The 12249-nt window shown below is 64.3% G+C and carries 14 protein-coding genes; 4 read left to right on the top strand and 10 right to left on the bottom strand.

Annotation, left to right across the window (positions count from 1 at the left end):
* The first annotated feature begins 190 nt into the window (after window positions 1-190).
* Window positions 191-1105 carry a LysR family transcriptional regulator gene (locus L6D77_RS18180; protein WP_232884560.1) on the top strand — a complete coding sequence of 305 codons (915 nt, stop codon included), beginning with the start codon at window positions 191-193 and terminating at the stop codon, window positions 1103-1105.
* Window positions 1106-1185: 80 nt separating this feature from the next.
* On the opposite strand, the gene L6D77_RS18175 is transcribed toward L6D77_RS18180, so the two are convergent.
* The 9 genes from L6D77_RS18175 to L6D77_RS18135 form a co-directional block, all read right to left on the bottom strand.
* Window positions 1186-2550 (bottom strand): sensor histidine kinase, encoded by a 1365-nt coding sequence (locus L6D77_RS18175; RefSeq protein WP_232884561.1) that lies wholly within the window; start codon window positions 2548-2550, stop codon window positions 1186-1188.
* The gene (locus tag L6D77_RS18170; RefSeq protein WP_232884562.1) at window positions 2547-3209 is read right to left on the bottom strand and encodes a response regulator; all 663 of its coding nucleotides are present in this window, start codon (window positions 3207-3209) and stop codon (window positions 2547-2549) included. The genes L6D77_RS18175 and L6D77_RS18170 overlap by 4 nt, the downstream gene beginning before the upstream one ends.
* Before the next feature lie 2 nt (window positions 3210-3211).
* Window positions 3212-3853: a tetratricopeptide repeat protein gene (locus L6D77_RS18165; RefSeq protein WP_232884563.1), complete on the bottom strand. Its 642-nt coding sequence runs from the start codon at window positions 3851-3853 to the stop codon at window positions 3212-3214.
* Complete coding sequence (locus L6D77_RS18160; RefSeq protein WP_232884564.1) at window positions 3850-4656, bottom strand: SDR family oxidoreductase; 807 nt, start codon at window positions 4654-4656, stop codon at window positions 3850-3852. Before L6D77_RS18160 ends, L6D77_RS18165 begins: the two co-directional genes overlap by 4 nt.
* On the bottom strand, window positions 4643-5323 hold the full coding sequence (locus L6D77_RS18155; protein WP_232884565.1) for an iron-containing redox enzyme family protein: 681 nt from the start codon (window positions 5321-5323) through the stop codon (window positions 4643-4645). Before L6D77_RS18155 ends, L6D77_RS18160 begins: the two co-directional genes overlap by 14 nt.
* Window positions 5324-5331: 8 nt before the next feature.
* On the bottom strand, window positions 5332-6795 hold the full coding sequence (locus L6D77_RS18150) for an AMP-binding protein (protein ID WP_236170103.1): 1464 nt from the start codon (window positions 6793-6795) through the stop codon (window positions 5332-5334).
* Entirely contained in the window at window positions 6785-7462 is a 678-nt protein-coding gene (locus tag L6D77_RS18145) for a thermostable hemolysin (RefSeq protein WP_232884567.1), read from the bottom strand. Before L6D77_RS18145 ends, L6D77_RS18150 begins: the two co-directional genes overlap by 11 nt.
* Window positions 7463-7600: 138 nt before the next feature.
* Window positions 7601-7765, bottom strand: coding sequence for a hypothetical protein (locus L6D77_RS18140; RefSeq protein ID WP_232884568.1), 165 nt, complete (start codon window positions 7763-7765; stop codon window positions 7601-7603).
* Window positions 7766-7833: 68 nt separating this feature from the next.
* Complete coding sequence (locus L6D77_RS18135; protein ID WP_232884569.1) at window positions 7834-8724, bottom strand: universal stress protein; 891 nt, start codon at window positions 8722-8724, stop codon at window positions 7834-7836.
* Between the two features lie 162 nt (window positions 8725-8886).
* Here L6D77_RS18135 and L6D77_RS18130 point away from each other — a divergent pair, with 162 nt between their 5' ends.
* On the top strand, window positions 8887-9783 hold the full coding sequence (locus tag L6D77_RS18130; RefSeq protein WP_232884601.1) for a universal stress protein: 897 nt from the start codon (window positions 8887-8889) through the stop codon (window positions 9781-9783).
* Between the two features lie 17 nt (window positions 9784-9800).
* Here the strand turns inward: L6D77_RS18130 and L6D77_RS18125 are convergent, their stop codons facing one another.
* Entirely contained in the window at window positions 9801-10055 is a 255-nt protein-coding gene (locus L6D77_RS18125; protein WP_232884570.1) for an outer membrane lipoprotein OprI, read from the bottom strand.
* A gap of 184 nt (window positions 10056-10239) precedes the next feature.
* Between L6D77_RS18125 and L6D77_RS27310 the strand changes: the two genes are divergently transcribed.
* Both L6D77_RS27310 and ftsH read left to right on the top strand, forming a co-directional pair.
* Window positions 10240-10368: a hypothetical protein gene (locus L6D77_RS27310; RefSeq protein WP_269807636.1), complete on the top strand. Its 129-nt coding sequence runs from the start codon at window positions 10240-10242 to the stop codon at window positions 10366-10368.
* Between the two features lie 27 nt (window positions 10369-10395).
* Window positions 10396-12237, top strand: a complete 1842-nt coding sequence (ftsH, locus tag L6D77_RS18120; RefSeq protein WP_373870597.1) for an ATP-dependent zinc metalloprotease FtsH — start codon at window positions 10396-10398, stop codon at window positions 12235-12237.
* The last annotated feature ends 12 nt before the right edge of the window (window positions 12238-12249 follow it).

The raw sequence follows: 12249 nt of genomic DNA, 5'->3' as shown, positions 1-12249 counted from the left end.
GAATCTCGTATTACCACGGACTTTATCCGGGCTTTGCGCTTTGGGCCATCAGTGGCCGTTAATAGTCGACATGCCTGTCATTGATTGGGCCCCAGGCAAATCTGCGCATTGGCTCCCACAAATCGGTGCAGGGTAACAGCCTTTGGCCGTAAGATTCACCCCTGCCCCACTGACTGGCGAGCCGCATCGAATGAATCGTAACGACTTGCGTCGCGTAGACCTCAACCTGCTGATCGTGTTCGAAACCCTGATGCACGAACGCAGCGTGACCCGCGCCGCCGAAAAGCTGTTCCTCGGCCAGCCGGCCATCAGCGCCGCCCTGTCGCGCCTGCGCAGCCTGTTCGACGACCCGCTGTTCGTGCGCACCGGCCGCAGCATGGAGCCATCGGCCCGCGCCCACGAGATCTTCGCCCTGCTCTCCCCGGCGCTGGACTCGATCTCCACCGCCGTCAGCCGCGCCGCCGAGTTCGACCCGGCCACCAGCAACGCGGTGTTCCGCATCGGCCTGTCCGACGACGCCGAGTTCGCCCTGCTGCCGCAGCTGCTCAAGCGCATCCGCGCCGAGGCCCCCGGTATCGTGCTGGTGGTACGCCGGGTCAATTACCTGCTCATGCCGACGCTGCTGGCCTCCGGCGAAATCTCGGTGGGCGTGAGCTACACCAGCGACCTGCCTGCCAACGCCAAGCGCAAGGTGCTGCGCCGCAGCATGCCCAAGTTGCTGCGCGCCGACAGCATGCCCGGCAGCATCAGCCTCGACGATTTCTGCGCCCGGCCCCATGCGTTGGTGTCGTTTGCCGGTGACTTGTCTGGGTTCATTGATGAAGCGCTGGACGAAATCGGCCGCAAGCGCCATGTGGTGCTGGCGGTGCCGCAGTTCAACGGGTTGGGGAGTTTGCTGGCGGGGACCGATATCGTCGCCACGGTACCGGACTACACCGCGGATGCGTTGACCGCTGCGGGCGGGTTGCGGGCAGAGGACCTGCCACTGGACGTGCGCAGTTTCGAGTTGCACATGGCCTGGCGGGGTGCGCAGGACAATGACCCGGCGGAGCGGTGGCTGCGGTCGCGGATTCAGATGTTCTTTGGCAGCGATGAAAACATGTAGCCCAACGCTCGGTGTTCACGAGGCGATGCCCGCAACATGGAAGTGCCGCCACTAAACGGCTACTCCAGTTACTGACTGGCTCAGGCAATCGGCAACGACAAAGTGGCAGCCAACCCTCCATGGGGCCTGTTCTGCAGGCGCACCTGCCCACCCAGACGCTCGATGATGGTGGCGACGATGGACAACCCAAGGCCCGCGCCATCGGGGCTGTTGCGGCTATAGAAACGTTCGAAAACGCGCGGGATATCAGCCTCGTCGATACCCGGGCCCTCATCCTCGACAATCAGTTCGAAACGATTGTCCAGACGCCTGAGCAGCACTGTGATGCGCCCCCCGGGGGGCGAATGCACTACCGCATTGGAAACCAGGTTCTGCAGCGCAATCGTCAGCGCACTGGCATCAATGGCCAGATGATGATCACCGTCGCCAATGTCCAGCGAAGGCTCCTGGCCATGGTCCAGTATCCAGGGTGTCAGTTCGGCCAGGGTATCGGTGACCACCTCGGCCAGGTCGACCTGGGCAGTAGCACGCTGCCCCAGCCTAGGTTCGACACGGGCCAGTGTCAGCAACTGGCTCACCACCCGGGTCAGCCGATCGACCCCGCCGATCAGAAAGCCCAATGCCTTCTGCCGTTCGGCCTCGCTGCCCGCTTGCAGGGCATTCTGTGCGTGCAGGCGCAATACCGCCAGGGGCGTGCGCATTTCATGGGCAGCGTCGGCAATAAACCGATGTTCGCGCCGCAACAGTTCGCCGATCTGCGCCAGCAGGCGATTGATGGCCGCCTGCATGGGCTCCAGTTCCGAGGGCAGCGGCACCAGGCGCAAGGGCTCCAGGGAGTCGGCGTGACGTGCGCGGATCACGGCGGCCATGCTCTGCAGCGGACGCAAGCCCCAGCCAATCGCCGCCCAGACCAGCAATGCCAGGGCCAGGCCGCCTAGCAGGAACGGGAACAGGGTATGGCGCACGATGCGGTCGATCAGGTCCAGGCGTACATCGTCGCGCTCCCCCACCCAGATAACCCAGTGCTTCTCCGGCACCGGCAACACGAAGCCACGCCATCGCTTGTCGCCACTCTCGAAATCGGAGAACCCCGGCTTGGCCGCAGGCACGTCAAGACTGGGTGCACTTGGGGTATGCACCAGCAGTACGCCACCCTCCCCCCACACCTGGAATGCCAGTTTGCTCTCGTACGGGTGGCCTGGCCGATGGTGACCGGCCTGGGCCAACGCCTCGTTGAATGCCTGGTACATCGCTTCACGCGAGCCACTTTGCACCGGCAGGCTCATGACGCCCTGCAGCAAGCGAGCGTTCTGGGCCAGATGCGCGTCGTACACCTCGTTAATTTCATGGCGACTGTCGTGGTAGTTATAGAGCGCCAGCAGGCCGGTTCCGAGCAGCAACAGCAGCATCACCCGCCACAGGGTGCGTTGGCGCAGCGAACTCATGCCTTGACCTCGACCAGGTAGCCGATGCCACGTACCGTACGGATCAGGCCGTTGAACAGCTTCTTGCGCAGGTGATAGATATGCACCTCCAGCGTATTGCTTTCGGGCTCCTCGTCCCAGCCATACAGCAGTTGGGTCAGGCGTTCACGGGTGAAAACCTTGCCGGGCTGCGCCAGCAGCTCGTGCAACAACTGATATTCCTTCGGGGTCAGAACGACTTCGGCGCCGAGATAATGCACCTGCTGGGTTGCGGGATCGAGCATGACCCCGGCATGCTCGATCAATACCTTGGCGCGACCGGCGCTACGCCTGAGCAAAGCGCGCAACCGAGCCTTGAGTTCATTCAGGTCGAACGGTTTGACCAGATAATCATCGGCGCCGGCGTCCAGCCCGGCGATACGGTCATCCAGGGCGTCCCGTGCGGTGAGGATCAGCACCGGCAGGCTGTCGCCACCGCCCCTCAGGCGCCGCAGCAGCTCGATCCCGTCCAGGCGCGGCAGGCCAAGGTCCAGGATGGCCAGGTCGAACGCCTCATGCTGCAACGCATGCAAGCCATTCATCCCGTCGCGCAACCAGTCGAGCGTGTAGCCCTCCTGTTGCAGGCCGTCGCAGATCCCCTCCCCCAGCGCAGTATCGTCCTCAACCAGCAGCAGCCGCATGTTCAGTCCTGTTTTTCCTTGATCGCCTTGAGTAAAGCATCGATATCGGCGCGCCGGCCCTGGTCCGCCAGCTCTCGCCCTGGGCGTGGCGCTGCCTGCAAGGCCTTGTGCAAGGCGGCGGTGGCTTCAGGGTAGCGCTTTTGCCGGTACAGATGATCGGCCCAGAAGTAGTTGCTGTCGATCCCGTCAGGGTTGACCTTCAGCGCCTTGCGCAGCAGTTCGTCGGCCTTGTCGGCATCACCGAACCCTATCGGCCAGCCGGGAACCTGGTCGTAGAGCGTTCCGAGGCTGGTATAGGCCGAACCTTGGAGCGCGTTGGGGTCCAGCTTCATGGCCTGCTCCAGGCTGGCCTTGGCCGCCTTGACCTTGCCCAGCGCACCCAGCCCGCCTATGGCGCCCGCCCAGCTGCTGTTGATGATGCCTTGCCAGATCAACGGCTCAGGGGTGCCGGGGTTTTGATGAACGAACGCGGCTGCGTCGCCGGAGAGTTTTTCCAACGCGTCAGCGCGTTGCTCTTTCGGCGTCTGGTACTGGATCTGCGCCCAGCGCTGCTGCAGATCACCCAGGCGTTGACTGGCAGCCTGATCCAGCGCCCAGGCGAAGGGGGTAAACGCCAACAGGCTGACAATCATCAGAGGCTTCATTTGCTCGACTCCTTGGTGTGGCTGCCGGTGTAACGGCGAATCACGGGCAGTTGTTTGCGCAGCGCCCGGTCGACCACCCCGGGGAGCATGCCGTTGATGCGCACGAAGAGCTTTTCCGGCCAGCCCAGGTACAGCTCGCTGCGCTCGGACTGCACCGCCATGAGCACGGCTCGGGCCACATCGGCGGGGTCGTCCATGCCGACCTTCAGGGCCTGGTTGAGTGCAGTTGCCGCACTGCTGTTCATGCCTGTGCGGGTAGCGCGTGGTGCGGCATACAGCACGTTGACCGAGGTATCGGCCAGCTCGCGGCGCAATGCCTCGGAGAACCCGCGCAGCGCGAACTTGCTGGCGCAGTAGCTGGCATAACCGGGGTATCCGATCGAGCCGTAGGTAGAACCCACATTGACGACCAGTGCCCTGGGTTGCTCGCGCAGCAGGGGCAGGCAGGCGCGGGTCAATTGCAGCGGCGCCTTGAGATTGATGTCCAGCAACTCGTCCAGCGCGTGCTCGTCCAGCTGGTCGAGCAAGGCGAAACGGTTCACGCCAGCAGCGTTGATCAGGACATTGACCCCGCCCATTTCACGGGCACGCGCGACCACCTGCTCGCGCCCCTGCTGGCTGCGCAGGTCCGCGGTCTGCCAGCGCAGGCGATCCGGGTAACGGCTCAGCAGGCCGGAAAGCTTGCCCAGGTGGCGGCTCACCGCTAGCACACGGGCACCGGCCGCGCACAATTGCTCGGTCAGCTCCAGCCCGATACCGCCGCTGGCCCCGGTCAGCACCACCACCGATTCAGACAAGCGCATGCTGCACCTGTGCCTGGCCCGCCTGTGGCAGCCCTTCGAACATCGCGGTGTATAGCCGGTACACCACCTTGGCGGCGTGGATCACGGCCTGGTGATCGTCCACATCCTCCAAGCGGTCCATCAAGCCCTTGTAGGTCACCATGTGATCCTGGTCCAGTGCGCCATGGGAGCTCAGGTAGCTGAACGCCGTAGTGGGCAGCCCGAGGCTGCTCTGGATCGAACCGGCGGCCTGGGTGGCCAGGGCGATGCTGGTGCCTTCCAGCACATTGACCATGCCGAACAGCCCCACCGGGTTACCCCGGGCAATCACGTCATAGAGATAGGCGACCATCAGCTCGATTGGCAAGGCGGGACGGCTATCGCGCGCCGCCTCCCAATCACCGCCACAGGCCTTGATATCGTTGAGGATCCACTGTTCATGGCCATATTCCTCCTCGATGTACTCGCACACGGCCCCGCGCAGCCATTCCAGGTGCGCAGGCAGGCGCGCGCCACAGGCCATCATCAGCGGCACGGTGTGCCGCACATGGTGATAGGCCTGGGTGAGGAAGGCGACATAGCGTTCCCGGCTGACCTGGCCGGCCAGTGCCTCACGGATCACGGGCAACGCGAACAGGGCCTCGCGCTCCTGGGTGGTGTGCAACTGAAGGGTGTCGAAGAATGACATGGTGAGCCTCACGACAAGGGATCGGACAAAAGGGTGTGGTAACGCTGCAGGATCGCTTCCCTGCGCGGCCGCCCATTGGCGGTCAAGGTTTGTTCGGCGACCCCCAGGGGGCCGGGAAGGCGCCGCCAGGCATGCACCCTGGCGTAATCAGGCAATGCCGCATTGCTGCGTTGCACGGCCTGTTCGATGACCTCGTCGCTTGCCCCCGGGTCGAGCGGCCAGAGCAAGGCCAGGTTGCGCGGCGCCCCTTCGCCGTGGACGAACGCCTGGGCGATCACGCCGCTCTGGGTCAGTTCGGCCTCCACCCATTCCGGGTTGACGTTGCGCCCGAAGCTGGTGATGAACTGGTGCTTCTTGCGCCCGTTCAGGTACAGGTAGCCGTCATCATCGAAGTAACCCAGGTCGCCCGTGGCCCACCAATTGGGCGCCTGCGCAGCCTCGCCCAGGTAGCCCAGCAGCACGGAGCCCGCGACCAGTACCTCGCCATCCTCGGCGATGCGCACCTGCACATGGGGCAAAGGGCGCCCCACGCTGCCCATGCGCATGGCCCCCGGGCGGTTGAGCGCCACCACCGACGCGCACTCCGACAGGCCATAGCCTTCGAACACCGGCAGGCCGATAGCCTCGGCCCGCGCCAGCAGGCTGGGGGAAACCCGTGCCCCGCCGACCGCGACGAAACGCAGCGGGCCCACCCGGGTCAGCCCTCGCTCGATTGCCGCAACCAGGCCCATCAACAGTTGCGGGACCAGGATCAGGCTCTGCGCACCGCTCAAGGCGATGGCTCCCAGCAAGCGCTTGAAGTCGACCTGGCTGGCGCCGCCCATACCCAATTGCATCTGTGGGTACAGCAGCACACTGGCGCCTGCCATCAGAGCGGCATAAATACCCAGGTTTTCCAGCAACACACCGAAGGGCAGGACCGCCAGGTAGCGCCGTGGCTCGGTGGGCCGGCTGGCCAGCTCCAGCTCATGGGCGACCCGCAGCATGGCATCCGCGCCCAGGCACACGCCTTTCGGGGTGCCCGTACTGCCGGAGGTGTAGGTGATCTTGGCGGTCCCTGCAGGGAGCGTCACGGCTGCTTCGAGCTCGCGCGCCCAGAACCCATCCTGTTCGACGAAGCCCAGCTGGCTGAACGTTTCCTCCCACGACCGCTGGCAAAGCACCAGGCTCGCGCCACATTGCCCGGCGCAGTGCTGCACCTGTGCGGTGCTGAAGAAGGTCGGCACGATCACACACGCGCGCTCCGAGACCAGTGCCGCCAAGTCCCAGAACAACAGTTCAGGGCCGTTATCCAGCGCCAACATCAACACACCGGCCGGGCGTTCGCTCAACGCCTTGGCACGCAACCCTACCTCGGCGAGCAGTTGTCTGTAGGTGAACCGCTCACTGGAGCCCGCCACAGCCAGGGCATCGCCGTGCTCTCGGCCGTGGGCGAACAGCAGTTGCTTGAAGCGCTCCAGTTCATGCGGCATGGCCGGTCTCCTCGTCCAGCGCCGGGAAACCCAGGCGTCGAAACACGCCAGCAGCACTGAGCCGCGCGAAACCCTGCTGAATCTCACCGACGAACACCTGGGGATGCTGATCGTAGTAACTCCCCCACTGCCCGGCAGGTTCCTTGAGCCGCGCAGGGTTGGCCGGCGCCAGCACGGTTGGGGCCAGCCCCAGGCGCTGGAAGCTGTTGATCAACGTGGACGCACCGGTAAACGCCACCCATTCAAGCCCGCGCGTGGCCAGCAACCAGGTGACGGCGATGATCATGATCCGCGCACTGCCGGCGCTGAGGGATGCCAGGTTGCCGACCTCGACCAGGCGATCGCGCCCCAGCGGCGCGCCCGTCAGGCGTGAAATCGTGCTCTCCAGCGGCTCGTCCAGGTAGTGTTCGAGAAACAACCGCCCGGTGCTGGCCGGGCGCATGCCGGCCGCAGCGATCAGTTGCCCATGGCTGTCATGCAGCGCCAGCAACTCGGGCAGATAGTGATGGACATCGGCGTGATGTACTTCGGCAAAACACTGATGGATGAAGTGCTCCAGATCACCACGCCCCGGGTCGTCATTCAGGTGCAAGGACAAATGGCCGTGATGGTCTGGGTGGGTGCCGATGGGCAATGGGAGCAGGTTGCTCCAGAGGGCTTGCGTCATGAATCTCCCCCCGAATGGGTTGGTCAGGGTGAGTATCGGGGGCGAATCTGAAGAGAGTCTGAAGCGGGATGAAAACCGTCGCAGAGGCTGCAGCTGCCTTCCTGCGGTGGCATGAAGTCGACCTGGCTGCTACCCCATTCAGCGCCGTGATGCTTTCACCGCATTGACCAGCAGCATGCCAGCAAGCATCGCTGCCACGAACAGCCTGGATTGCCAAGATCCACCGGGCAGCAGCAGCGACAGTGCGCAAGCATCGTCGGCATCCACCTGCATGTCGCGGCGCAGGATATCGTCGAATGCCATTTCAGCCCTTCGAGGCGCTGTTCTGCCTCGAAGTGAGGCCCATGGTCGACGCGCCGATCCCCTGTGACTCAACTGGCAGGCACAGGTCTGATGGCCAGGATACTGCACGGCGCATGGCTCACGAGTCGTTCGGTGGTATCGCCGATCAACCTGGCCCAGCCTCTGGCCTGCACCACGCCGACCACCACCACATCGATCTTCAACTTGACGATATGCGACTTGATCACCCGCATTGGCGCCCCTTCGCTGAAATAGCGGTGCGAGAGGGGGATGCCATGGGCATCGGCGAGGGCGTCGAACGGTAACTGCAGCGACTCGCGTACTTCGTCAGCCCAGGGGCCGGCAAGATCAGGATTGGCCAGCATGGCGACCGGCAGGTCGTAAACCGAGAGCACGTGAAGTTGCCCCCGGCATTGAGCAGCCAGCTGTTGCCCCGCCGCGAGCAATTCATGGTTGAGGGAGTCCTTCTGCGGCGTCAGGCTGGCGACATCCACCGCCACCAGCACACTGCCAGGCAAAGCCGGGGCGTCAGCCGGCACGAACATCAACGGTGCCGCGCTTGCATGCAACAACGCCTGGTCGAGCGAGGTCTGTGCCACCTGATCGAACAGGGCGCAGCCTGGACAGTCCTTGATCACCAGGTCAGGTGCGTAGCGGGCAATGTAACCTGAAACCAGATCACGCGGGCTGGAGGTTTCCATGGCCTCGAAGCCTGGGCGCAGGCCAACGGCTGGCTGTTCATCAATCAACGCCTTGAGCCCTGAGACGAAGTGCGTGAACGTGGCAGAGGGCAAGGCAGGCTCCTGCAAGGCATGACGCAGCCGCAGCTCGGCAGACTCGTGGATGCCCAGCACATGCAAGCAAGCACCGGAGGCCGCAGACAGTGCCATGGCCCGGGACAACGCGGCACTGGCCCGGACCTCGGTCATGATCAGCAGGATCCGGCGATACGGGCTCATCGGTCACCTCCCGGCGCAGCAGCGCGGTTGTCTGCGAGTGTCATTATCGAAGCCCGTGCTGGTCGGTACTTGATAAAAATCAAGGCCCCCGGGCGCCATCGCGCCACCCTTGGCCTGAACCGGTATGCCGCCAGCGAGGCGGCCATCGCCGTGGAGGCCACCATGAACGCCCTGACGCGACTGTTATTGATCTGCCACCCGGATCTGCACCCCTCGCCCGCCCTGGCGCGCGCGCAAGCGTTGGCCAAGGCGACGGGCGCCACGTTGCACCTGGTGCTGCTGAACCGCCTGCCTTCACGCCTGGCCACACTTGACCAGATACTGCGCAGCAACGCGCGCAAGCAGGACGAGGAACACCGCAAGGCGTGGTTGCACGAGCAGGTGAAGGCGCTTGGCGAGCAGGGCCTCACTGCCTATGCCGAAACACTGGAAGACGAAGACCCGCTCAAGGACCTGATCCGCTTGGCACAAGTGCACCGGGTGGCAATGCTGATTAAAGACATTCGCCACGAAACCCTCGTCAGCCGTGCCCTGCTCACGCCACTGGACTGGCAATTGCTGCGTCGCTGCCCTGTCCCGCTGCACCTGGTGGCCCAGGCAGATGCCTCACTGCCAGCGCAGATCCTGGTCGCCGTGGACCTGGTCGAACATGATCCGGCCATCCGCAAACTCAACGAACGTATCCTGCAAGCCGCGCAACTGCTGGCGCGCGCCTGCAGGGCGCAATTGCATCTGCTGCAGGCCTGGGAGCCCAGCGCCAGTTTCGTCGCCTATGCCGCCGCACCCGTCGCCTGGACTGATGAACGGATCGAGGACGTGACCGGCCGGGCGCGGGAGCGCTTGAGCGCATTCGCCAGCCACTGCGGCATCAAGCCGGATCACCTGCACGTGCTGCGAGGCGCGGCTCGCACCGTTGTCAGTGAATACGCCAACCAGCATGGCTTCGAGGTGGTCGTCATGGGCACGCTTTACCACGCAGGGCAGGCCAAGGTGATCGGCAGTACCACCGAACAGACCTTGTACAAGGTGCATTCCAGCATCCTGGCGATCCATGGTTGATCCGCCGCCTGCGGCTGCTACTTGCGCCTGGCCTGCTGCCGCAGTTGCTGCACCTGGTCCTGAGCCTGGGTTGCCCGGCGCAGGGCCTCATTGGCGGTCTGCTCGACCAGATCGATTCGGGAGCACACCTGATCGGCGCGCAAGCGGGCGGTGGCAGCATTGTTCTCTGCCGACTCCAGACGCGCGTCGTATTCCGCGGTGCGCCACGGGCTGCAACCTGAAGCGCCTAGCAGCAACAGGCTCGCCCACCCCAACAGCAGATAACGTTGCATGTAGAGACCCTCGTGGGTGCCAAGACACCCTGAGTATCGGTCGCGGCACCCGCAGCGGCCTGACATTTGTCAACCACGTAGCGTCAGTTCGCCGAGTTTGACCTTTATCAATCGCCTCGCCCGATGCAGGGGTAAAAACAGCGAAGGGCACCCCTGCCCCTTCGGTCTGCCAACGGAGCCCATCATGAACGACCTTGATTTGCGAGACCTTGTGCTCGAGGAGCACCTGCTGTGCGTGCGCAAAGTGGTGGAGCGTAAGGCCTGGTCGGCGCCAGGCGTGAGCAAGGTCAAAGACTGCCTGTTGATCGCCTAGCCCACGCAAACAGAAGGAGGGATGGCCATGAACAACGAGCAGCCCTGGAAGCTGTACTTCCTGGCAGTCGGGCTGGCCGTGCTGGCTGCCGCGCAGTTCGGCCTGTTCAGCCGGCCGGCCGTGCAGGCCATCCCTTACAGCCAGTTCCTGCAGTTGCTGGAGCAGCAGAAGGTCAGCGACCTGCATGTCGAACGCGAACGCATCCTGGGCCGCTTGCAAGAGCCCATCGACGGGCACACGGTGTTTTCCACTGTACGTGTCGACCCGGCACTGAGCGAGCAACTGGGGCGCTCGGGCGTGGCATTCAGTGGTGTCGCGGAGGACAGCACCCTGGCGACCGTGGTCGGCTGGTTCATGCCAGTGCTGATGATGCTGGTGCTGTGGTACTTCCTCTTTCACGGCCTGGGGCAGAAACAAGGCCTGGGCGGTTTGATGGGCGTTGGCAAGTCACGGGCGCGGGTGTATGTCGAGAACGATATCAAGGTCACTTTCGCCGATGTTGCGGGCATCGATGAGGTCAAGGATGAGCTGACGGAAATCGTCGCTTTTCTCAAGAACAAAGCCTGGTACGCACGCCTTGGCGCGCATGTGCCCAAAGGCACGTTGCTGGTCGGCCCACCCGGCACTGGCAAGACCTTGGTCGCCAAAGCCATTGCCGGGGAAGCGGCAGTGCCGTTTTTCTCGATCTCAGGTTCGGAGTTCGTCGAGATGTTCGTGGGCGTGGGCGCTGCGCGGGTCCGTGACCTGTTCGATCAGGCCCGCCAGGCAGCACCTTGCATCATCTTCATCGATGAACTGGATGCCCTGGGCAAGATGCGCGGCATCGGCAACTTGGGCGGCAATGACGAGAAAGAACAGACCCTCAATCAACTGCTGGCCGAACTGGACGGCTTCGACCCGCGCGAAGGCGTGGTGCTGCTGGCAGCGACCAACCGGCCCGAAGTGCTGGACCCGGCACTGCTGCGCGCCGGACGCTTCGACCGGCAGATCCTCATCGATAGGCCCGACCGCAAGGGCCGGCTGGCGATCCTGAAGGTGCACCTGCACAAGATCGTCTACAAGAACGACCTTGATTGCGAGCGCATTGCCGAACTCACGCCGGGCCTGACAGGCGCCGATCTGGCCAACCTGGTCAATGAAGCCGCCATCGTCGCCACCCGGCGGGCCAGCCAGTGGGTCGAGCTGAAGGATTTCACTGCAGCGATCGAACGGCTGATGGCCGGTGTCGAGCGCAAAGGCAACGTGCTGCGCAGCGACGAGCGGCAGGTGGTGGCATACCACGAAATGGGCCACGCGCTGGCCGCCAGCAGCCTGCCGGCGATGGACCCGGTACACAAGGTGTCGATCATCCCCCGTGCCGCTGGCTCGCTGGGCTACACCCTGCAACGGCCCACCGATGACCGCTATCTGATCAGCACGCAAATGCTGCGCGACCGGCTCGTCGTGCTGATGGCCGGGCGCGCCGCCGAAAACCTGGTGTTCGGTCAGATTTCCACGGGCGCCGCCGACGATCTGGGGCGCGCCACCGATATCGCCCGACAGCTGATTACCCGCTTCGGCATGAGCGCAGCGCTGGGCCAGGCGGTGCTGGAGCGCCAGCAGGCCAGTTACCTCGGTGACTCGCTGCTGCACCAGGCGCGCAAGGACTATTCGGAGCAGACCGCCCGCGAGATCGACCTCGGCATCCGTGGCCTGCTGGAAGAGGCCTACGGCCGTGCCCGCACTTTGCTCGAGCAGCGGCGCGCAGACCTGGATGCCGGTGCGCACCTGTTGCTGGCCAAGGAAAGCATCACCCCGGAAGAGTTCCCGGCGCTGCTGCCGCGGGTCCTTGACCCCGCCACCTATACCTTGATCGCCAGCAAGCAGTGACCCTGCAACCGC

This window comes from Pseudomonas parasichuanensis (genome assembly GCF_021601385.1).
Lineage (GTDB): Bacteria > Pseudomonadota > Gammaproteobacteria > Pseudomonadales > Pseudomonadaceae > Aquipseudomonas > Aquipseudomonas parasichuanensis.
This window is presented reverse-complemented; position numbering and strand designations above follow the sequence as displayed.